This is a genomic window from Jeotgalibacillus sp. 10bf12 (genome assembly GCF_055597105.1).
Genome location: NZ_CP200276.1, coordinates 2,962,095 through 2,984,051 on the forward strand (window position 1 = coordinate 2,962,095; position 21,957 = coordinate 2,984,051).

19 protein-coding genes are annotated in these 21,957 nt (G+C 42.5%); 1 reads left to right on the forward strand and 18 read right to left on the reverse strand.

Annotation, left to right across the window (positions count from 1 at the left end; genetic code table 11):
- Positions 1 to 2 precede the first annotated feature (2 nt).
- The 11 genes from mutM to DH10bf12_RS15545 form a co-directional block, all read right to left on the reverse strand.
- On the reverse strand, positions 3 to 875 hold the full coding sequence (mutM, locus tag DH10bf12_RS15495) for a bifunctional DNA-formamidopyrimidine glycosylase/DNA-(apurinic or apyrimidinic site) lyase (RefSeq protein ID WP_471736145.1): 873 nt from the start codon (positions 873 to 875) through the stop codon (positions 3 to 5).
- A gap of 17 nt (positions 876 to 892) precedes the next feature.
- The gene (gene polA, locus DH10bf12_RS15500; RefSeq protein WP_471736146.1) at positions 893 to 3,526 is read right to left on the reverse strand and encodes a DNA polymerase I; all 2,634 of its coding nucleotides are present in this window, start codon (positions 3,524 to 3,526) and stop codon (positions 893 to 895) included.
- A 289-nt stretch (positions 3,527 to 3,815) separates the two neighbouring features.
- A complete protein-coding gene (hflC, locus tag DH10bf12_RS15505) occupies positions 3,816 to 4,772 on the reverse strand; it encodes a protease modulator HflC (RefSeq protein WP_471736148.1) in 957 nt (318 codons plus the stop codon).
- Positions 4,762 to 5,730 (reverse strand): FtsH protease activity modulator HflK, encoded by a 969-nt coding sequence (hflK, locus tag DH10bf12_RS15510; RefSeq protein WP_471736149.1) that lies wholly within the window; start codon positions 5,728 to 5,730, stop codon positions 4,762 to 4,764. Before hflK ends, hflC begins: the two co-directional genes overlap by 11 nt.
- A 217-nt stretch (positions 5,731 to 5,947) precedes the next feature.
- A complete protein-coding gene (gene pnpS, locus DH10bf12_RS15515) occupies positions 5,948 to 7,717 on the reverse strand; it encodes a two-component system histidine kinase PnpS (RefSeq protein ID WP_471736150.1) in 1,770 nt (589 codons plus the stop codon).
- Positions 7,714 to 8,424 (reverse strand): response regulator transcription factor, encoded by a 711-nt coding sequence (locus DH10bf12_RS15520; protein ID WP_471736151.1) that lies wholly within the window; start codon positions 8,422 to 8,424, stop codon positions 7,714 to 7,716. Before DH10bf12_RS15520 ends, pnpS begins: the two co-directional genes overlap by 4 nt.
- 297 nt (positions 8,425 to 8,721) lie before the next feature.
- Entirely contained in the window at positions 8,722 to 9,198 is a 477-nt protein-coding gene (locus DH10bf12_RS15525; protein WP_471736152.1) for a MaoC/PaaZ C-terminal domain-containing protein, read from the reverse strand.
- A gap of 159 nt (positions 9,199 to 9,357) precedes the next feature.
- Positions 9,358 to 10,302: a malate dehydrogenase gene (gene mdh, locus DH10bf12_RS15530; protein WP_471736153.1), complete on the reverse strand. Its 945-nt coding sequence runs from the start codon at positions 10,300 to 10,302 to the stop codon at positions 9,358 to 9,360.
- Positions 10,303 to 10,364: 62 nt separating this feature from the next.
- Positions 10,365 to 11,633: an NADP-dependent isocitrate dehydrogenase gene (gene icd / locus DH10bf12_RS15535; protein WP_471736154.1), complete on the reverse strand. Its 1,269-nt coding sequence runs from the start codon at positions 11,631 to 11,633 to the stop codon at positions 10,365 to 10,367.
- A gap of 111 nt (positions 11,634 to 11,744) precedes the next feature.
- The gene (gene citZ, locus DH10bf12_RS15540; protein WP_471736155.1) at positions 11,745 to 12,860 is read right to left on the reverse strand and encodes a citrate synthase; all 1,116 of its coding nucleotides are present in this window, start codon (positions 12,858 to 12,860) and stop codon (positions 11,745 to 11,747) included.
- Positions 12,861 to 13,088: 228 nt separating this feature from the next.
- A complete protein-coding gene (locus DH10bf12_RS15545; protein ID WP_471736156.1) occupies positions 13,089 to 13,559 on the reverse strand; it encodes a DUF441 domain-containing protein in 471 nt (156 codons plus the stop codon).
- Between the two features lie 50 nt (positions 13,560 to 13,609).
- Between DH10bf12_RS15545 and DH10bf12_RS15550 the strand changes: the two genes are divergently transcribed.
- On the forward strand, positions 13,610 to 14,677 hold the full coding sequence (locus DH10bf12_RS15550; RefSeq protein ID WP_471736157.1) for an AI-2E family transporter: 1,068 nt from the start codon (positions 13,610 to 13,612) through the stop codon (positions 14,675 to 14,677).
- Between the two features lie 29 nt (positions 14,678 to 14,706).
- Here the strand turns inward: DH10bf12_RS15550 and DH10bf12_RS15555 are convergent, their stop codons facing one another.
- The 7 genes from DH10bf12_RS15555 to ystJ all read right to left on the reverse strand — a co-directional run bounded on the left by DH10bf12_RS15555 (position 14,707) and on the right by ystJ (position 21,931).
- Entirely contained in the window at positions 14,707 to 15,096 is a 390-nt protein-coding gene (locus tag DH10bf12_RS15555; protein WP_471736158.1) for an FxsA family protein, read from the reverse strand.
- 103 nt (positions 15,097 to 15,199) lie between these two features.
- Positions 15,200 to 16,960 carry a pyruvate kinase gene (gene pyk / locus DH10bf12_RS15560; protein ID WP_471736159.1) on the reverse strand — a complete coding sequence of 587 codons (1,761 nt, stop codon included), beginning with the start codon at positions 16,958 to 16,960 and terminating at the stop codon, positions 15,200 to 15,202.
- Between the two features lie 21 nt (positions 16,961 to 16,981).
- Complete coding sequence (gene pfkA / locus DH10bf12_RS15565) at positions 16,982 to 17,941, reverse strand: 6-phosphofructokinase (protein WP_471736160.1); 960 nt, start codon at positions 17,939 to 17,941, stop codon at positions 16,982 to 16,984.
- Positions 17,942 to 18,240: 299 nt separating this feature from the next.
- Positions 18,241 to 19,203: an acetyl-CoA carboxylase carboxyl transferase subunit alpha gene (accA, locus tag DH10bf12_RS15570; RefSeq protein ID WP_471736161.1), complete on the reverse strand. Its 963-nt coding sequence runs from the start codon at positions 19,201 to 19,203 to the stop codon at positions 18,241 to 18,243.
- Positions 19,197 to 20,057: an acetyl-CoA carboxylase, carboxyltransferase subunit beta gene (accD, locus tag DH10bf12_RS15575; RefSeq protein WP_471736162.1), complete on the reverse strand. Its 861-nt coding sequence runs from the start codon at positions 20,055 to 20,057 to the stop codon at positions 19,197 to 19,199. Before accD ends, accA begins: the two co-directional genes overlap by 7 nt.
- Positions 20,058 to 20,070: 13 nt before the next feature.
- On the reverse strand, positions 20,071 to 20,685 hold the full coding sequence (locus tag DH10bf12_RS15580) for a FadR/GntR family transcriptional regulator (RefSeq protein ID WP_471736163.1): 615 nt from the start codon (positions 20,683 to 20,685) through the stop codon (positions 20,071 to 20,073).
- A 7-nt stretch (positions 20,686 to 20,692) separates the two neighbouring features.
- Positions 20,693 to 21,931 carry an NADP-dependent malic enzyme gene (gene ystJ, locus DH10bf12_RS15585; RefSeq protein WP_471736164.1) on the reverse strand — a complete coding sequence of 413 codons (1,239 nt, stop codon included), beginning with the start codon at positions 21,929 to 21,931 and terminating at the stop codon, positions 20,693 to 20,695.
- Positions 21,932 to 21,957 lie beyond the last annotated feature (26 nt).

Genomic DNA, 21,957 nt, shown 5'->3' on the forward strand with positions numbered 1-21,957 from the left:
CCTTACTTTTGACATGTTGTGCAGTAATGTGAGGTCCTTCCTCCGACAACTGCTTTTTTAACCGCTGAACCGCAGACTGGGCAGGTAGATTTCGCGTACATTTGAAGGCGCTCCTGCATACCTCCCGCTTCGCCGTTTACATTTCTGTAATCAGAGATACTGCTTCCGCCTGCTGCAATCCCTTCTTTAAGAACGTCAACAATATGGTGAAACAACTCTCTTTTCTTCTTCAAACTGAGTCTGTCAGTTCTTCTCTTCGGACTGACACCGGCTCTGAATAGTGCTTCTGTTGCGTAAATGTTCCCGCACCCAGCAACCACACTATGATGCATAATTGATTCCTTCACAGGTTTCCGTGAAAATTTCGGCAGCATTAAAGCTGCCAGGAATCTGATCTCAGCATCCTCATCAAAAGGTTCCGGTCCGATTTCAGCTAAAGGCGGGTGGGCATCTTCTGACGGCAGAAATCTCATCTCACCAAATCTGCGTATATCTGAATATACCAGTTTTTGTCCGTTGGATAGATTAAATATGACATGCACATGGTTGCGGAATCTGTCTTCAAGAATTTCTCCAAGTTCATTTACGACGAACCATGCGCCTGTCATTCCGAGGTGCGATAAGATCAGCATTTCATCTTCCAGCCGCCCCAGACGAAAAAGCAGATACTTGCTGCGACGGTCAATGGCAGAGATCTCTTTTTGAGTCACTGCAAATCTAAAGGCATCCAGCCCTTCACCTTTCACAACTGCTTTTCTTCCCGCTTCATGGGCTTGTATAACTGTATCGGAAAAAGTCACTTCCTCAATGATCAGCCCTTCAACCTTTGGAGAGAGACCCCTTTTCACATGTTCTACTTCCGGTAATTCAGGCATGTCTCTCGTCTCCCTTCTTACTTTGCATCGTACCAGGTGTTACCGTATGAATAATCAACCTTCAGCGGTACTGACAGTTCCACCGCAGATTCCATCACTTCCGGTACGATCTTTTCAAGTTTTTCAATTTCATCCTTTGGACATTCAAAAATCAGTTCATCGTGCACCTGAAGCAGCATACGCGTTTGAAGCTTTTCAGCTTTCAGACGGTCAGCCATCTCTATCATTGCTTTTTTAATAATATCTGCAGCAGTACCCTGAATCGGCGTGTTCATTGCGGTCCGTTCTGCAAAGCCTCTCAGGTTAAAGTTTCTGCTGGTGATCTCAGGAATATATCTGCGGCGGTGCAGCAATGTTTCTACATAACCTTTTTGTTTAGCCTCATGAATGATATCATCCATATATTCTTTGACTTTCGGATAGCTATCCAGGTATTTTTTAATAAATTCAGCTGCTTCTTTTCTTGTAATATCAAGACTCTGCGATAACCCGTAATCACTGATACCGTAGACAATTCCAAAGTTAACTGCTTTTGCGTGTCTTCTCATTCCTGAAGTCACATCTTCCTTCTCTACACCAAAAACGTCCATCGCCGTTTTTGTGTGAACGTCCATTCCCTGATGAAATGCTTCCTTCAATCCTTCATCATCTGAAATGTGAGCAAGGACTCTCAGCTCGATTTGGGAATAGTCAGCTGCAAACATGACCCAGTCTTTTTCAGATGGTATGAACGCCTGGCGGATTTTACGTCCTTCCTCAAGTCTGATCGGAATGTTTTGCAGGTTAGGATCAGTTGAGCTTAAGCGCCCAGTCTGCGTAAGTACCTGATTGTATCTGGTATGGATTTTATTCGAGTCATCATGAATCACTTTTAACAGCCCTTCAATATAGGTGGACTGTAGTTTACCGAGCTGTCTGAAATGGAGGATATGCTCAATAATTTCATGCTCCGGCTTTAACTTTTCTAAAATGTCAGCTGATGTTGAGTAACCTGTTTTTGTTTTTTTCAATACAGGCAGCTGCAGATTTTCAAATAAAATGACACCGAGCTGCTTAGGGGAATTAATGTTAAATTCCTCACCGGCAATTCTATATATATCAGACTGAATTTCTTCAAGCCTTTTCTTCAGTTCGATCCCCATATCCTTCAGACGGTCAATATCTACCCGCACACCCTTACGTTCCATTTCAGCAAGAACTGTGGCAAGCGGCAGTTCAAGCTTTTCAAAAAGCTCAAGCTGCTCATTCTTCTCAAGGGAAGCAATGCAGGTTTCTTTAATCGCATGGATCGTTGCAGCTTTTCTGGCTGTGTGCTGCGCAAGATCGTTATGCTCAGGAACCTTTTTCTTAGCGCCTTTTCCGTAAACAGACTCATCTGTCGGCACCGCGTCCGCCCCGTGCCTTTTTGCAATTGAAGCAAAATCATCCGCTGCTTCAGAAGCATCAATCACGTAGGAAGCAATCAGCAGGTCGAAATCTATGCCTTTTAAATCCATACCGAGGCGGTCAAAGGCAACAATTGACGCTTTTGCGTCATAGACAGATTTCGTATTAGCTTTGTCTTCGATCCACTGTTTAAATGTCTCCGACTTTGCTGCATTGTCAGGTGAAATAAAATAGGTTTTCTGATCAGCGTGCACAGCAACACCTAAAATATCAGCTGTATGATAGTTCACATCATACAATTCTACATAAAGTTCAGCATGTGATGGAAGCTGCTCCTGTGTAAAGTCAGACACTTCTTCCCACTCAATGTCTTTTAATTCGATCTCTTCTTCTTCACCATCCAGCTTATCAAGCAGTGAGTTGAACCCGAGTTCTTTATAAAGCTTTGTCAGTTTATCGTAATCTGCTTCCTGTTTTTCAAGCTCGTCCAGTTTAACAGTCACAGGAGCCGTTCTTGTTATCGTCGCAAGCTTCTTACTCATCTCAGCCAGCTGCTTATTTTCTTCAAGCTTTTCCTTCAGCTTTTTACCGCTCACTTGCTCGATGGAATCCAGGACATTTTCAAGTGTGCCGAACTCCTTCAGCAGTTTAATCGCCGTTTTCTCCCCAACGCCCGGCACACCCGGTATGTTATCTGAAGAATCTCCCATCAGACCCTTCATATCAATAATCTGATCAGGTGTCAGGCCATACTTTTCTTCTATATGGGCAGGCGTATACTTTTCAAGATCAGTGATCCCTTTTTTAGTGATGTCTACCCTGATTTTTTCTGAAGCGAGCTGGGTTAAATCTTTATCACCTGAAATCACGACTGTCTCAAAGCCGTCTTTTTCAGCCTGTGTGCTTAGCGTGCCGATAATATCGTCCGCTTCATACTGATCAAGCTCATAGTATTTAATGTTGTGTGCACTCAATAAATCCCGGATAAACGGGAACTGTTCAGATAACTCGGGCGGGGTTTTCTGTCTTCCACCCTTATAGTCTTCAAAAGTTTTATGACGAAAAGTTGTTTTCCCAGCGTCAAAGGCGACCATCAGATGCGTCGGCTTCTCCTCATCAAGCAGTTTCATCAGCATAGTGGTAAATCCATATATCGCATTTGTATGTATGCCTTTATCGTTGTTCAGTAATGGCAGTGCAAAAAAAGCACGGTAGGCAATACTGTTCCCATCGATCAGCATTAATTTTTTCGACAAACCGTTCATCTCCTCTATATTAAATTAACTTAGCTGCATTTTGATCGCTAAATTTTTCATGACACCGCATTGTTAAGGACTATTGTTTGCTCAGCTGGTGATTGGAGCTGCAGGGGGCGACTCCTATGTCAGGAAGGGACAGGTGGGGCTTATGGAGAAGCCTGCTGGCTCACCGCCCGGCCGTGAAGTCCCCCTGAAGCGGAAATCACCAGCCATCTTTAACAAAGCCTAATAAATAAAAAAGCTGTTTTCCCTCTTCATTTTAGCATGTCCAAAATGAAAGGGAAAACAGCGGGCATTATTCTGTTATACCTTGAAGAAGTGAGGCGTAAGGAGAGTCAGATGGCAGAATAATCATCGTTTCATCATTTACCGTTTTCTTATACGATTCAAGTGTTCTGTAAAGCTCATAAAACTCAGGGTCCGCGGAGAATGCGTTATTATACATTCTGGCCGCTTCCGCTTCACCTTCCGCACGGATCACATCTGCATCAGCATTCGCTTTAGAAAGAAGCTCTCTAACTTCACGATCAGTATTGGCTTCTATTCTGTTTTTATTGGCATCACCGGTAGAAAGGTAATCCTGCGCAGTCGCCTGACGCTCAGAGATCATATTCGTGTAAACGGCCTGTTCGTTCTCAGCAGGCAGGTTTGTCTGCTTCATACGAACATCTACTACTTCAATGCCGAATTGCTCCTGGCTGAGAAGTTCATTTACCCGTTCTGTAATACGGTCATTGAGACTCCCCCGGGATGATTTCTCATCATTAATGATCTGATCATAATCAAATTGACCAAGTTCAGATCTGACAACTGAGTAGATATACTCTTCCATCCGGGATTCGGCATTGATCATTGTACCAGCGTTTGAAATCATTTTGACTGGATCAGTAATGCGCCAGACTGAATAGTTATCAATAATCAGTCTCTTTTTATCCTTTGTGTTAATTTCCGCTTCTGATACGTCATATGTCATTTGATATTTAGGGAGTGTTGTCACTGACTGCACAAAAGGTATTTTTGCATTCAAGCCGGGTTCATCAATGATCTTAACCACTTCACCAAACTGTCTGACAACCCGGTATTCGCCTTCTTTGACAATAAACACATTTAAAAGTGCCGTAATTAAGAGGAACAGCAGCAAACCGATGAGGATAAATGCTTTTGTGAATTTTCTCCACTCAATATCTGCTTTTGGTTTAGTCGTTTTAGGTTTTTTATTAAACTCAAAAATTTTATTCTGATCATTGTCCATTTGCAGATTCCTCACTTTCCTCAGTCACTGGCGGCGGCTGCTGACGTTCGGGTTGCAAAGGAAGATATTTCATCGTATCTCCGTCATCATTCATGATATAAAGCTTCGTGCCAGGCAGGACTTCTTCTAGTGTTTCAAGGATTAAACGTTCGCGTGTAATTTCAGGGTTACTCTGGTATTCAGTTAAAATTTCATTGAACACAGCAATATCTCCCCGTGCCTGTTCAATTCTTGAAGCTTTTTCTCCTTGAGCTCTTGATTCGATTGCGTCTACTTCACCTTCTGCTTCATTTACCTTCTGACTTCTATATTTCTGTGCTTCATTTTCTTTTGTAATAGCGCCTTCACGTGCATCTGTGACAGCAGTAAACGCCTGACGCACTTCTGCGTTCGGAAGTTCAACATCCTGCAGCTGAACTGCCTGCACTGAAATTCCTATCTCATATTTTTCAATTAAAGTTGCAAGTAATTCTCTTGTATCAGCTTCAATTTCCGCCTTACCAGAAGTCAGAGCATCATCAATTGTAGAGCTTCCGATAATGCTTCTGATAGACGCAGATGTAGCATCATACAAAACTTCCTGAGGATCCTCAGCATTAAATAAATAATCTTTTGGTTCAGTAATTTTCCACTGGACGACAAGGTCTGCTAATACTATGTATTCATCTCCTGTGATCATCACTGTTTCTTCCGGAAATGACTTTATTTCTCCGTCTTCCTCTTCATAACCAAACTGTAAACTGAATGTTTCTTTTGATAAAATTTCTACCTGCTGTATTGGCCAGGGCAGCTTGAACTTCAGCCCGGATTCAGTAATGGTTTCATTAGCTTCACCGAAAGTAAGAACAAGTGCCTGTTCTGATTCGTCCACTGTGTACCACGATGTAAATAGAACAACTAATAAGATTGCTGAACCAGCGACGATCCCAATACCAGCCATGATACGCCTGATACTCATATCTATCTTCCTTTCTGTATGTATTAACTCTAATACGTTAAATATTACAAAAAGGTTTCAAGATCTTTTAAATTCAATAGAAAAAGCGTGAACGGGGTCTGTTCACGCTTTTTCTTGGGGTTCCCTGGATGAAGGGGTTTTCACTTAGTATCTTACCAATAAAATATTAAGTCACTGTCATGCCAGTGTAAATTCCATGTAAAGATTCACATTCCTGCTACTTATTCACTTTTAAAGGCAGTGTAAGTGTGAAAACCGTTCCTTTTTCAGGCTCACTTTCAACAGTGATCTCCCCGTTGTGCACTTCAATAATATGTTTGACGATGGCTAGTCCCAATCCGGTGCCACCTGAGTTTCTGCTCCGGGCTTTATCGACTCTGTAAAAACGCTCAAATATCCGGGACAGTTCCTCTTGCTCCATACCAATTCCATGGTCAATAAACTGCAGCTGTACTCTATTTTTCAGCTTTTTAGATTTTACAACAATGTCCTGATCAGCATAGGAGTATGTCAGAGCATTAGTAAGCAGGTTAATAAATACCTGCTTCAGCCGGTCAGCATCTCCTTCTATTATGAGTGGCAATTCCATATCCAGCTTAATCGAAGCATTTTTCTGATCTGCTTTTTGCTCAAGCATCAACGATACGTCTTTTAAAGTTTCAGCAATATCAACCTGACTAAGATTCAGCTTAAAGCCATGCTGCTCCACTCTGGAAAGCTCCAGCAGATCCTGGATCAGCATTTGAAGCCTGTCGCTTTCCTTTGCAATGATTTGGAGGAAAGATTCAAGCGCTCCTTTATCATTCATTGCACCATCAAGAAGCGTTTCAGTGAAACCTTTGATTGAGGTAATCGGTGTTTTCACTTCGTGTGACACATTTGCGACAAAATCTTTACGCATCTGTTCAAGCTTCTTCAGCTCTGATATATCATGGAAAACCAGTACAATTCCCTGCCATGCACTTCGTTCACCGATAATTGGCGCCCCGTAAACTTCGAGATGCTTATGAGGAAAAGTTTCTTCAATCAATATTTGCTTTCTGACACGCTGCTCAGTTAGAAATACTTCCTCAGCGAGTGCGTTTACCTGCTGATTTTTAAAAACGGACACATAGCTCTCGTTCAGCACTTCCTCAATATCTGAATGAAAGAAATTCAGAAACGGCCGATTGACCAGCACGATATACCCCTGCTTATCAATCATAATCAGTCCGCTTCCCATGTTTTCAATGAGTGTTTTCAGCCTGTCCTGCTGAACTGATTGCTCGCTGACCATTTCCTGCAGGTTTCTCGCAAGAATGTTGATCGCATTGCTTAACATACCCGTCTCATCGGCTCTATCTTCAAATGTACGGGCCTTATAATTCCCTTTTGCAAGCTGAATTGCTACTTCAGTTGCTGATTCAATCGGCTTTGTATACTGGTTAGTGATGCGCGCACCGATATAAATAATCATACCAAGTGCTGCCCCCAGCGTAATCGCCAGAATCAGCCAGATCTGACGGTAGACATTCTCCAGGTTTTCAAAGGCAGCTGCGAGCACGACATATCCGCTTTCAGATCCCGTTTCAATACTGCTGATATAATAAAAGCTGCTATCATCAGTATCGGCGGGGAATCTGACAATCCCGTTTGAAGGCCCGGGCAATGAGTTATCAATTTCATCCAGCATTAATTCATGATTAATATCTGAGATCGCCTGACCGGAGTCATATACAATCTCGGTATCATCATTTAATATCGTAATCCTCGTTTCCAGCACTTCACTCAGTTCATCGAACAATTCAGATCTCAATTCACTGAACGAAGGTTCACGTTCAGTCTGGTTGATTACAATATTCATTTCTTTTTCAATCCTTGAGTGCAGCGCGTTCAGGTAATATGATTTTACCAATTCTCCAATAATAATACCCAAGCCTACCAGCACTAATACAATGAGTGTAATTAATGCAAACAGCAGCCGGCCTTTAAATGACGTGAGTCTCACGTTACTTTCGGCTTCTCCATTTTGTAGCCAAGACCCCTGATGGTTTTAATGTACACCGGTTTTTTCGTGTTTTCTTCAATTTTTTCTCGTAAATGGCTGATATGCACATCCACAATACGGGTATCGCCTGCAAAATCATAATTCCAGACCGTCTGCAACAGCTGGTCTCTTGTTAAGACACGTCCTTTATTTTCAATCAAATAGACAAGAAGTTCAAATTCCTTCGGTGTAAGATCGATTGGTTCCCCTTTATAAAAAGCTTCATATTGTTCAGGATATACCTTCACTTCCCCAAGCTCGATAAAATCCTCTTCCACTTCAGGTTCCTTCAATTCCACACGGCCTGATCGACGCAGTATGGCCTTTACTCTGGCAACAACTTCACGCGGACTGAAAGGCTTTGTCATATAATCATCTGCGCCAAGTTCAAGCCCGAGTACCTTATCAAATTCTTCATCTTTTGCAGTGAGCATAATAATTGGAATATGAATCTGCTTTTGACGAAGCTGCTTACACACTTCGATTCCATCCATTACTGGAAGCATTAAGTCGAGCACCAGTAAATCAGGATGTTCATTTTCTACAAGTGCAATTCCTTCTGCACCGTCATATGCTGTTAATACGTCATAGCCTGACTGTTCTAAATTATACTTTAACAGTGTTACAATTGACTGTTCGTCATCTACAACCAGTACTTTTTTCTTCATTATAACCCTCCAGAAGCTAGTATTAACCCCAGATCATCCGATTCCATTATAGTACATATTCATCAGGGATGGCGATTTTATTATGTGAATAGTAAAGTTTGAATGGACCGCTGCTGATCTCCGCTTCAGGCGGACGCTTTCCGGACGGTGGTTGCTGAGCCTCCTCAAGCTTCGCCTTGCGGGGTCTCAGCTTCCCACTAATCGTCCCGGAGTCGCCGCCTTACGCTACAATCATCAGCTAAGTGAAAATGAATTTAAACTGAATTTCTCCAAAATAAAAAGACCATAAAGGCCTTTTTAAAAGTTATCCAGTGCTGAGCTGTTGAATTTTTGGAGTTTGTCAGGTGGACATACGACGACTGTGCCTTCGATGACAGTGTCTCCGCTTTCGTCTGTACCTCTTACGCTGATTTCAACTTCTGATTTTGGGCGGTCGATTGATTTGATTTCAAATACATAATCAACCGTCGCGTAGTGGTATAGTGGTTTCGGGAAGCTTAGATTGTGACTTTTAATATGAGATCCCGGACCAGGCATATATTTTGAAACTGCTGAAGTCACAAAGCCTGTCAGCATAATGGTTGGTACAATCGGTTTTTTATAGGATGTCTGCGACGCATAATCATGCTGAATATAGAGTGGATTTGAATCATTTGTTAAGCCTAGGAATAATAACAGATCTTTGTCTTCGATTTTTTCAGTCAGTGTTAATTTTTCCCCAATCGACATATCTTCTATCTGACGTCCGATTTTTCTTTTCTTTCCGAGTAACATGTTTTCTCCCCCTTGATGACTTTAATCATAACCCCTGTGTTTTCATTTTTTCTGATTTACCTTATATCTTTATTATAAGGTAAGACTCTTTAAATAAAGAAGCGTTTTATATCACTTTGCAAAAAAGGAACTGCCTGAATCAGCAGTTCCTCTCCACAATTACGTCGATGATAATGCACTCATCACACTGCGCACTGAATCTGCAGATTTTTGAAGCTGTGATTTTTCCTCATCTGTCAGATCGAGTTCCATGATTTTTTCAATCCCTTTGCCACCTAAAACTGTAGGTACGCCAAGGTAAATACCATCAAAACCATACTCCCCTTCAAGATAGGCAACTGATGGTAATACCCTCTTCTGATCTTTTAAGATCGCTTCAGTCATTTCCATCAGTGCAGCAGCAGGGGCGTAATAAGCTGAACCATTGCCAAGAAGTGCTACGATTTCACCGCCGCCTTTTCTTGTACGTTCAATGATTTCATTGAGGCGGTCTTTGGGAATCAGGTTTTCAAGCGGAACGCCGCCTGCACTTGAATAACGCGTAAGAGGTACCATGTCGTCCCCGTGACCTCCGAGAACAAATCCCTTAATATCCTTGACAGATAACCCAAGCTCCTCAGCTACAAATGTATTAAATCTTGCTGTATCAAGTACTCCGGATTGTCCAATTACACGCTCTTTTGGAAAACCCGACTCCTTGAAAACAGTATATGTCATTGCATCTACCGGATTAGATAAAACCAGAATCGTTGTTTCAGGCGAATGCTTCACAATTTCAGCTGTAACTGACTTCATGATTTTTTCATTCGTCTGAACAAGATCATCGCGGCTCATACCTGGTTTTCTTGGCAGACCTGCTGTAATAATCACAACATCAGAGTTCGCAGTGTCTGCATAGTCAGATGTGCCTTTGATCGTTACGTCATAGCCAAAAACAGGACCCGCTTCTAGCATATCGAGCGCTTTACCTTTGGTCGGCCCTTCATTTTGAGGAATGTCTACAAGCACAATATCTCCGAGTTCTTTTTGAGCTAAAAACAATGCCGTTGTTGCACCGGTAAAGCCTGCTCCAACGACTGAGATTTTTTTACGTGTGAATGCCATTTCTAATTCCTCCCGGTGTTAAAGTATGTAGTTAAAGGCCGGCAAATGCCGGCCTGACTGTCTTACATATTTTCGATCAGTGCAGTTCCGAATTCAGAGCACTTCACTTCTGTAGCGCCATCCATCAGACGTGCAAAGTCATATGTTACAACTTTAGAAGCAATTGTTTTCTCCATTGATTTAGAAATCAGGTCAGCAGCTTCGTTCCAGCCAAGGTGCTCAAGAAGAAGTACACCTGAAAGAATCACTGAAGATGGGTTTACTTTATCAAGACCAGCGTATTTTGGAGCAGTTCCGTGTGTTGCTTCAAAGATCGCATGTCCAGTGTCGTAGTTAATGTTAGCACCAGGTGCGATTCCGATACCGCCAACCTGTGCTGCAAGTGCGTCAGAGATATAGTCTCCGTTAAGGTTCATTGTTGCAACTACGTCAAACTCAGCAGGACGAGTAAGGATCTGCTGAAGGAAGATATCTGCAATTGAATCCTTCACGATGATTTTTCCAGCTGCTTCAGCGTCACTCTGTGCTTTATTCGCTGCATCTGTTCCCTGCTCATCTTTGATCTGATCATACTGATTCCATGTGAAAACTTTATCTCCGAATTCACGCTCAGCAAGATCATAACCCCAACGCTTAAAAGCACCTTCAGTAAATTTCATGATGTTACCTTTATGAACAAGTGTTACTGATTTACGGCCTTCAGTCAGTGCATAGTTGATTGCTGAACGCACAAGACGCTCAGTACCTTCTTTAGAAACAGGCTTTACACCGATACCAGCAGTGTCTGGGAAACGGATATTTGTTGCACCCATTTCATCCTGAAGGAAGTTGATCAGCTTTTTCACTTCATCTGATCCTTCAGCAAACTCAATACCAGCATAAATATCTTCAGTATTTTCACGGAAGATCACCATGTCAGTGTCTTCAGGACGTTTAACCGGTGAAGGTACACCTTCAAAGTAACGTACAGGGCGCAGGCAAGTGAACAGGTCAAGCTGCTGACGAAGCGCTACGTTTAATGAACGGATCCCTCCACCGATTGGTGTTGTAAGAGGTCCTTTAATTGCAATGAAATACTCGTTGATTGCATCAAGTGTAGCCTGTGGAAGCCATTCACCTGTCTGGTCGAATGCTTTCTGACCCGCAAGTACTTCTTTCCATTCGATTTTCTTTTCTCCGTTATAAGCTTTTTCAACAGCTGCATCTAATACGCGCTGTGCAGAAGCCCAGATATCCGGACCTGTACCATCACCTTCAATAAAAGGTACGATCGGATTGTTCGGCACCTGAAGATTGCCGTTAGATACTGAAATTTTTTCACCTTGTGTCATAAGTCTTTCCCTCCAAATATCATTGGCCGGGGACTGACAGAGTAAGTCAGTCCCCCAGCTTTAATTACTATTACATCAGTTATGTGTCAGTTTGTAAAATGTTCCGTGAAATTATCGCTTCTCCACCGGTACATATTCCTGCATGCCAGGACCAGTATATTCAGCTCTTGGTCGGATCAGGCGGTTATTTGAATACTGCTCGAGAATATGAGCCAGCCAGCCTGATACACGGCTTACAGCAAAAATTGGCGTGAAGAGGTCGTGGTCAATACCAAGGCTGTGGTAGACAGATGCTGAATAGAAGTCCACATTTGGTGGAAGTTTCTTTTCAGATGTCACGATTTCTTCAATCTTAATAGACATCTCATACCATTTTGACTCTCCGCGAAGCTCAGTCAGTTTCTTAGACATTTCACGAAGGTGCTTTGCACGAGGGTCTCCCTGCTGGTATACACGGTGACCAAAGCCCATGATTTTTTCTTTGTTTTCAAGCTTCTTACGAATCACAGACTCAACGTTTTCAACTGAACCAATTTCAGTTAACGTCTTCATTACCTGCTCATTTGCTCCACCATGCAGCGGGCCTTTAAGCGCGCCGATTGCAGCAGTTACACCTGAATAAACATCAGAAAGTGTAGCTACACATACTCGTGCTGTAAAAGTAGAAGCGTTCAGCTCGTGATCAGCATGAAGCACAAGTGCTTTATTCATCGCTTCAACTTCGATGTCTTCGGGCATTTCACCATTCATCATATAAAGGAAGTTAGCTGCAAAACTCAGGTCAGCTTTAGGTTCAACCGGCTCCTGGCCTTTTCGGATACGTGCAAACGCAGTAACGATTGTTGCAATCTTCGCCTGAAGACGCACTGCTTTGCGGTAGTTTGCTTCTTCTTCCATAACATCTGCCTCTTCATCAAAAAGTCCAAGCGCAGAAACTGCTGTGCGAACAGCTGCCATTGGATGCACTTTATCTACAGGCATCGCTTTAATTTGTGCAATGACTTCATCAGGAACTGCCATATTATCAGCAAGCTGCTGTTTAAGTTCTGCAAGCTCATTTTCTTTTGGCAAACGCAAGTGCCAAAGCAGGTAAATGATTTCTTCAAAGCTCGCGTTTTCAGTCAGATCGTCGATATTGTAACCAACGTATGTAAGAGTGTCATCAATAATTGAACTGATCGATGAAGTAGTTGCTACAACGTTTTCTAAACCTCTCGTTGCTGTCATAAACAAATCTCTCCTTTTAATCTTAGTCTTGTATTTAAAGCCAGACCGGCGTTTAAAATACGAAATCGTCATCACATAAAAACTGAGCGATTGCTCAGTCAGCTGACAGAATGGAATTCGTCATTTCGGATGCGCTTACATTGTCCATTATAATCAATAATCAGAACTTTGTGAATGAAAACGCATTAATTTGCCGGGATTAATTTAATTTGCCGAAATTTGACAGCTTTAAAATACCCTTGAAACCCATTCAAATATTTTCATTGCACTATAGGCTATACCTGCTCCAATTAAAGGTCCGACAGCAATTCCGTTAAACAGAGCTACCGCAAGAATGGTCCCGAAGACAAGTGCCACTGTAATGTGAGGATCCTCCTGAAGCAGAGAAATACCGCCTTTTGCGATCAGTGCTACGGCAATACCGGAAGCAAGTGCAACCCACGCATACGGTGACTTTACCGCATCTGTCAGCTCTTTAAACCCAATTGCGCCGCTTGCGATCGGAGCAAGGACAGCAATTGTAATAATGGTGACCCCCCAATTGATTCCTTTACCCTGGATAAATGTAAAAATCTTTTCATCAGCACCCGCCACTTTTAATAAGATAAGAAATAGGACTGCAATCATCAGCGAATTGTTTTTGGCCAAGAAGCCGATTGCCAGTAATAAAAGTAAAAAGATCATTGCCGGATTAATCATTTTTTTATCCCTCCATTTTCATGTTTGACTTCATACAGGAGGACAAGCCCGTGATAAAGCGATGTTTTCATATTTTAGTTATTATGTTATTCATTCTGATTACTGTACGTATTGTCTTGATTTACTTCTGGCCATTTACAGCAGGGGCGCTGCTTGCCACTCTTTTATACCCTTTCATCAAACTGCTATTTGAATATGTAAAACTTCCATATAAACTCAGTGTGCTGTTCGGGTTGATTATATTGCTGATAACCGGCCCTCTCATTCTTACAGGGTGCTATGTACTTTTAAATAATGAAATTCTTTATTTATTGTCGCAGTTACCAGCCTATACTTCATCACTGCTGACTGTAATTCAGGACACGGTACAAACACTTCCTGGTTTTCTGCATGATTTGACTCATCCTTATCTCACTCACAGCCATTTATCAATGTTAATAAAAGAAATTGAGCATCTTCTCCTGGATGCAGGGAAACAGCTGATTAGTGAGATATCAAAATCCGCCGGCAACCTTCCTTCAGTTTTATTTTCAATGGGAATGATGTATATCGCAGCATATTATATACTAGCTGACTTTAAATCCTGGAAAAATAAACTGCCGGCTGAATTAGTTAAACAGCTTGAACAGGTCCGTTCATTAGGTTTTCGTGAAGCAGGCGCTTACTTTCTGTCTCAGCTATTACTTTCATTGTTTACTTTTATTATTACCTTATCCGGGCTGCTGATGCTTGGTACACCCCATCCATTTTTATTTGCACTGTTGTCTGCTGCACTTGATTTTGTGCCCCTTGCCGGCTCTTTGCTTCTATTTCTGCCGCTTGCCATTTTTTATCTGATTCATATTGGTCCAGCTCATGCAGCTGGGGCTTTCATCATCTATCTGGTGATTATTGGTGTCAGGCAAATAACTGAACCTAAGGTGATCGGTGACAGAATGGGACTGCACCCTTTAGTTGCACTGATTTTCCTATATATTTCTGTTAGCCTGCTTGGAGTAAAGGGGCTTTTGTTGACGCCTCTATTTATGATTATTTTTGCTGTATTGATTAAAATCCGTCTGCTTCATGTGGTCTGGCGTTATATTTCCACTGGGGAAAACCCTTTTGATCAACAATGATGTAAAAAACACACAGCGGCTGCTGTGTGTTATGGTCTGTGAATGATTACGTTGCCATTTCTCATTTTTCTCTGAACCCATTTATAGATAACCGGCTTCATTAAATTCCTTGTAGCAGGAATTAACAGGAAGAACCCAATCGCATCTGTAATAAAACCTGGTGTTAACAGGACAACACCACCAATTAAAATACATAATCCATCAATAACAGCATCACCCGGTCCACCGTCAAGTACAGTCATATTCTGCACTTTTTTGAGAGCCTGAAGTCCTTGAGATTTCGCCAGATAAGCACCTAAAACACCGGTTAATATGATTAACAGAACTGTCGGTATAACACCAATCAGATTTCCAGCACTGATCAGAATTGCGATTTCAAGTGCAGGAACAATAATAATTAATAGCATGAGCCATCTCACAAGGAATATCTCCTTTCAACATTACGCGCTACACTTATTTTATCATAATTCAAATGAAATGAAAAAAACCTGAGCGGAAATCCGCTCAGGTTTTCAATGTTTCTTACAGTACGCTTGCGTGTCCGTTATAGACGACACCGCGCTCTGCATCAACTGTTACTTCCTGTTCATCAGTGAATGTTGCGATTGCGTTATCCACTCCTACGATCACAGGTAAGCCAAGGTTCAGACCAACAACTGCAGCATGGCTTGTCAATCCGCCTTCTTCAACGATCAGTGCAGAGCACTTTTCAATTGCAGGCATCATTTCTTTGTCAGTGCCGATTGTAACCAGAACTGAGCCTTCTGTTACTTTCTCAAGCGCTTCTTTTGCATTTGAAGCTGTTACTACTTTACCGAATCCCGATTTACGTCCGATACCCTGACCTTTTGCAAGTACGTCACCTACAATATGGATCTTCATCAGATTCGTTGTACCTGATTCACCAACAGGAACACCAGCAGTAATGACAACAAGGTCACCATGCTTTACGCAGCCGCTGCTTAGGCTTTCTGTAACGGCCATATCAAGCATTTCATCTGTCGTTTCAGTCTTAGCTCCGACCTGAGGGTATACGCCCCATACAAGTGCAAGACGTCTTGATACAGACGTGTCAGCTGTAACAGCAACAATTGTAGCTTCAGGACGGTATTTAGAAATCATTTTAGCCGTGTGACCACTTTCAGTTGGCGCAATAATTGCGTTCACTTCAAGGTTTAATGCTGTGTGTGCTACTGCCTGGCCGATTGCATCCGTCATATTACGCTCAAAACGCTTACTGCGCTTAGAAAGAATCGCTTTGTAATCAAGTGCTTCTTCAGCTCTTGAAGCAATGTTATTCATTGTCTGAACTGATTCCACAGGGTAATCCCCTGCAGCTGTTTCACCTGAAAGCATGATCGCATCTGTGCCATCGAAAATTGCGTTTGCCACATCAGATGCTTCAGCACGTGTCGGACGTGGGTTGCGCTGCATTGAATCCAGCATTTGAGTTGCAGTGATAACAGGCTTTCCTACAGCATTACACTTACGGATCAGCTGTTTTTGAACAAGCGGTACTTCTTCAGCAGGAATTTCAACACCAAGGTCGCCACGGGCAACCATCAATCCGTCAGATACCTGAAGGATTTCATCAATGTTATCTACACCTTCCTGGTTTTCAATCTTAGGAATGATGTTGATTTTTGGAGAACCGTTCTTTTCAAGAAGTTCACGGATATCCATTACATCAGATGCACGGCGGACGAATGAAGCAGCGATAAAGTCTACACCCTGCTCAATTCCAAAAAGAATGTCCTGTGCATCTTTATCAGTGATACCAGGCAGATTAACAGAGACGCCAGGTACATTAACACCTTTTTTGTTTTTCAGCGTGCCTGTGTTCATGATCTTCGTTCTGATTTCACCAGCGTTCTTATCAATTGAAATGACTTCAAGTCCGATCAGACCATCATCCAGAAGGATTTTTGACCCTTCGTGCACATCATTTACAAGGTCGCTGTAAGTGATAGAAAACTTTTCAGTCGTTCCAACTACTTCTTTCATTGATACGATGATCTCATTACCTGCAACAAGCTCAATCGCACCGTTTTCCATTGTGTTTGTGCGGATCTCCGGACCTTTTGTATCTAAAAGGATTCCGATATTCTTACCCAGTTTCGCTGCAGCTTCACGGATATTTTTAATTCTTGCACCGTGTTCTTCAAAATCTCCATGGGAGAAGTTCAGACGCGCAACATTCATTCCAGCTTCCATCAGCTGTGTCAGCTTTTCAATACTCTCACTTGCAGGGCCAATCGTACATACAATCTTAGTTTTTCTCATTTGTTTACCTCCTGGAATCAATTAAATAGATAGTTCCTGTGATAAGCGGTACAGATCAACATCTGCCTGATGCTCCATCTTTAATGCTTCAATAATATCATAGTCGACGAGTTCATTCTTCTGAATACCTACAGCACGTCCACCCTTATCTTCCATTAACAGTTCAACTGCACGCGCACCAAGTCGGCTTGCAAGAACCCGGTCTGAAGCTGTCGGTGATCCACCGCGCTGCATATGTCCAAGGACAGATACTCTTGTATCCACACCTGTTTTTTCCTTCATCAGGGCAGCAAATTCCCCGCCTGACATGACGCCTTCAGCGACAATAATAATACTGTGCTTTTTACCGCGTGCATGACCTTTTTTAATCTTATCTACAACCTTCTCGAGGTTATATGGATCTTCAGGAATCAGGATGGATTCAGCACCGCCTGATAGTCCTGACCAAAGCGCGATATCACCGGCATTCCGGCCCATTACTTCAATGATAAATGTGCGTTCATGTGAAGTTGCTGTGTCCCGGATTTTATCAATCGCATCAATCACTGTATTAAGAGCTGTGTCAAATCCGATTGTGAAATCAGTTCCCGGGATATCATTATCGATTGTACCAGGCACGCCTACACATGGGAAACCATGTTCAGTCAGTGCTTTTGCTCCCATATAAGAACCGTCTCCCCCAATAACAACGAGACCTTCAATACCGAATTTCTTCAGCTGTTCAATTCCTTTTTTCTGGCCTTCAAGCGTCTTAAATTCTTCGCATCGCGCAGAATAAAGCTTCGTTCCCCCGCGGTGAATAATATCACCAACAGAACCAAGCTCAAGCTTTTCAATATTACCGGAGATTAATCCCTGATAACCCTGATAAATTCCGTATACTTCAAGCCCGTGATAGATGGCTTTTCTTACGACAGCTCTGATCGCAGGGTTCATACCCGGAGCATCTCCGCCACTGGTCAGTACGCCAATTTTTTTCATTTTGATGTTCCCACCTTTAATTGAAAAATTATGTTAACTATTTCACAGAAATAGTGTTCCGAAGTTGGATGTACAAGTTCGTTTTCATCCTTTTAAAAATAACACGAAGATGTTTTGTTCTCAATCATTAGCTTAAAGTCTCACACATTCTTCTAAAGGGAATATTCATGTAAACGCTTAAACATTCATAATTGTACACATTTTTGACACATAATAACCTGAATGTTCCTTTCTTTTATTGTTTACACATCTGACACAAGAAAAAACCTCTTCAGATAAGATCTGAAAAGGTTTACCGGTTAAACAGTTTCTTTTGTAAACTCACCGATTGACTGGAACTTATCATAGCGTTGCGCCACTAATGCTTCTTCATCCAGCTGGGATAATTCCTTTAACGACTGAAGCAGTACCTGATCAATAGATGATGCCTGTTGTTTAATATCTCTGTGTGCCCCGCCTTTTACTTCCGGAATAATCTCATCAATAATGCCCATTCCCTTCAGGTCAGGTGCAGTAATCTTCATTGATTCAGCAGCTTGCTTCGCAAGACTTGCATCCTTCCAGAGAATCGATGCAGCACCTTCAGGAGAGATCACAGAGTAAGTGGAATTCTCAAGCATATGAAGATGGTTCCCAACACCAAGTGCAAGTGCACCACCGCTCCCACCTTCACCGATCACAATACATACGACCGGTACAGTGAGGCCTGCCATTTCAAACAGGTTGCGGGCAATGGCTTCACTCTGACCGCGTTCTTCTGCCGCTTTACCAGGGTATGCACCCTTGGTATCAATAAAGCAAATGATCGGGCGGTTAAACTTCTCAGCCTGCTTCATGAGTCGCAGCGCTTTACGATATCCCTCAGGATGCGGCATACCAAAATTCCGCTTAATATTTTCTTTCGTATCCTTACCTCTTTGATGACCAATCACAGTCACGGGGTTCCCTTTATAGCTTGCAATGCCACCTACAATTGCGTGATCATCCCCATACAAACGATCTCCGTGCATTTCCATGAAGTCTTCGAAAAGCTCTTCTATGTACTCAAGTGCTGTCGGACGTTCAGGATGGCGCGCAAGCTGTACGCGGTCCCATGGTTTGATAGAAGAATAAACATCAGTCTCAAGACGCGCAAGCCGGTCTTCGAGTTTTGCGATCTCCTCACTCAAATCAACTTCAGAATCCGCTGTGAATGCTTTTAATTCATTGATTTTTTCACGCAGCTGATTAAGGGGTTTTTCAAACTCCAGTTCATTTACCATGATGCTCCTCCTTTATTGTGCAGAGAAAGAAGCACACTTAATTTTTCTTTCATTTCTATACGGGAGATGACCTGATCAAGCTGACCGTGCTCCATCAGGAATTCTGCAGTCTGAAAATCTTCAGGCAGCTTTTCTCTGATCGTCTGCTCAATGATTCTTCTTCCGGCAAATCCAATAAGCGCACCCGGTTCTGCAAAATTATAATCACCAAGAGAAGCAAAACTTGCGGAAACGCCTCCTGTAGTCGGATGAGTCATCACCGAAACAGTCAGTCCTCCTTTATCGCTAAAACGCTTAAGAGCTGTGCTCGTTTTTGCCATTTGCATTAACGATAAAACGCCCTCCTGCATTCTTGCACCACCACTTGCTGTGAAAATAATAAATGGAAGATTCTGATCCTCAGCCACTCTGACAGCTTCAGCAATTTTTTCACCAACCACAGAACCCATACTGCCCATTCTGAAAGTCGAATCCATAATCGTCAGTACTGCCTGATTGCCGTTGATTGAGCACGTTCCTGTTACAACCGCTTCATTTAAACCTGTCTTTTTCTTATCCTTCTCAAGCTTTTCAAGGTAGTCAGGGAACCCAAGCGGATTCTCAGAAGACAACTGCTGGTTAAACTCTTTGAAAGAACCTTCATCAGCCAGACATTCAATTCTTTCAGCCGCGTTCATTGGGTGATGGTAACCACACTGCAGACAAACCTTTTGATTCTTGTAAATTTCTTTCGTATAAATGATCTTTTTACATTTAGGACACTTAGTCAATATTCCTTCCGGGACATCATTTTTATCATGTTCAGATGGAATCGTTGCGTATTTTTTCTTTTTAGCAAATATATCCTTCAGCAACCTGTCTTCCTCCCTAGTCATTATCTATATTTGTGATCAGCTTCAGCGACTGCTCAGTATCTTCTGAAAGTAAGTTTTGATATAAATCAGCCATCATATCATCTGTCAGTGAGACATGCGTCTGCATGTCAGCATGATAAAAGTCATTCAGGATCAGCCAGATTTTTGTATAGAGCTGATTTCCCCCAGCCTCTACCAGTTCTCTTTTTAAATGGGTTAATGATGTTAGCTCTGAGTTTTTATATTTAGATGAAATATGTTCATACAGGTGCAGTCTGTCATCTTTGGATAAGGATGAGACTCTTCTTAATGCATCTTCTTCAAGCCATGTTTTCACTTCAGCCACATCACTTACGGCACGGCTCTCCTGTAGAATGAACATGCCTAACAGATCAATCAGGTGATGGTCTCTGAAGTCTCTGAGAAAAGTACCTTCTCCTCTTCTCGTCTCGATCAGCCCGAGCAGCTCAAGTGCTCTTAACGCTTCTCGCACAGAAGAGCGTGCAACGCCGAATCGCTCCGACAGTTCACGCTCTGATGGGATCCTGTTACCGGCTGTCAGACGGTCTTCCCTGATCATGTCCCTGATCTGGTGGACAACAGATACATATCTTTTATGCTCATTCAAATGTCTGTCACTCGCTTTTTCCAATTTGAGATAAACGGGCAGTTTTCTCTCTTACTTCTTCAGGGTCCACCTTAATTCTGGCTACGCCTGTTTCCATTGCAGCGTTCGCAACACGAGAAGCGACAGCTGGTGCCACTCTCGGATCAAACGGAGCAGGAATCACATAGTCTGCATTTAGTTCATCCTCAGAAATGAGTGATGCGATCGCCTCTACAGCAGCAATCTTCATTTTCTCATTAATATGCGTTGCTCTCACATCCAACGCGCCTCTGAAGATCCCAGGAAAGGCAAGCACATTGTTTACCTGGTTAGGAAAATCTGATCGTCCGGTTCCGACTACTTTTGCACCGTTTGCTTTTGCCAGTGCCGGCATAATTTCAGGTACAGGGTTTGCCATCGCAAAAATAATCGAATCCTGGTTCATTTTCTGAACCATTTCCTCTGTCAGCGCACCAGCTACAGATACACCGATAAAGACGTCTGCACCTTCAATGACATCATCAAGTGAGCCGTCCAGGCGCTCTCTGTTTGTGATCTTCGCTACATTATGCTTCACTTCATTCATACCATAAGGGCGTCCTTCATAGATCGCACCCTTAGAATCACACATAATGATATCTCTTACACCATAGCTGTATAACAGTTTAATAATCGCAATTCCTGCCGCTCCTGCTCCGTTCATGACGACTCTGATTGAAGAGAATTCTTTATTTGTTATCTTAAGGGCATTGACAAGTCCCGCAACGGTTACAATTGCTGTACCATGCTGGTCATCGTGAAAGATCGGAATGTTAGTTTCTTTTTTCAAACGTTCTTCAATCTCAAAACATCTAGGTGCTGCGATGTCTTCAAGATTGACGCCTCCAAATGTAGGCTCCATCAGTTTAACTGTTTCTACAATTTTATCAATCTCTGTTGTATTCAGGCAGATTGGAAAAGCATCTACGCCTGCGAAGCTTTTAAAAAGTACTGCTTTCCCTTCCATTACAGGCAGTGAAGCTTCCGGTCCGATATTGCCAAGACCGAGTACTGCTGTACCATCCGATACAACCGCAACCATGTTCCCCTTCATTGTATAATCATATACCGTCTCCGGCTTATCATAGATTTCTTTACATGGTTCTGCTACACCAGGTGAATATGCCAGGCTGAGCTCCTCGGCATTTCTTACTAACACTTTTGATTTCGACTCCAGTTTCCCCTGATTCACTCTGTGCATATGCAGTGCTTCATCTCGTAATGACAACGAACTTCACTCCTATTTTTTGGGTT

What these genes read in the sequence shown, in the direction of transcription:
- pfkA (WP_471736160.1), bottom strand. Translation starts at nt 17,941, where the DNA reads ATGAAAAAAATTGGCGTACTGACCAGTGGCGGAGATGCTCCGGGTATG.
- hflK (WP_471736149.1), bottom strand. Translation starts at nt 5,730, where the DNA reads ATGAGTATCAGGCGTATCATGGCTGGTATTGGGATCGTCGCTGGTTCA.
- DH10bf12_RS15520 (WP_471736151.1), bottom strand. Translation starts at nt 8,424, where the DNA reads ATGAAGAAAAAAGTACTGGTTGTAGATGACGAACAGTCAATTGTAACA.
- DH10bf12_RS15525 (WP_471736152.1), bottom strand. Translation starts at nt 9,198, where the DNA reads ATGTTACTCGGAAAGAAAAGAAAAATCGGACGTCAGATAGAAGATATG.
- accA (WP_471736161.1), bottom strand. Translation starts at nt 19,203, where the DNA reads ATGGTAAATGAACTGGAGTTTGAAAAACCCCTTAATCAGCTGCGTGAA.
- citZ (WP_471736155.1), bottom strand. Translation starts at nt 12,860, where the DNA reads ATGACAGCAACGAGAGGTTTAGAAAACGTTGTAGCAACTACTTCATCG.
- mdh (WP_471736153.1), bottom strand. Translation starts at nt 10,302, where the DNA reads ATGGCATTCACACGTAAAAAAATCTCAGTCGTTGGAGCAGGCTTTACC.
- DH10bf12_RS15545 (WP_471736156.1), bottom strand. Translation starts at nt 13,559, where the DNA reads ATGATTAATCCGGCAATGATCTTTTTACTTTTATTACTGGCAATCGGC.
- hflC (WP_471736148.1), bottom strand. Translation starts at nt 4,772, where the DNA reads ATGGACAATGATCAGAATAAAATTTTTGAGTTTAATAAAAAACCTAAA.
- mutM (WP_471736145.1), bottom strand. Translation starts at nt 875, where the DNA reads ATGCCTGAATTACCGGAAGTAGAACATGTGAAAAGGGGTCTCTCTCCA.
- pyk (WP_471736159.1), bottom strand. Translation starts at nt 16,960, where the DNA reads ATGAGAAAAACTAAGATTGTATGTACGATTGGCCCTGCAAGTGAGAGT.
- polA (WP_471736146.1), bottom strand. Translation starts at nt 3,526, where the DNA reads ATGAACGGTTTGTCGAAAAAATTAATGCTGATCGATGGGAACAGTATT.
- icd (WP_471736154.1), bottom strand. Translation starts at nt 11,633, where the DNA reads ATGACACAAGGTGAAAAAATTTCAGTATCTAACGGCAATCTTCAGGTG.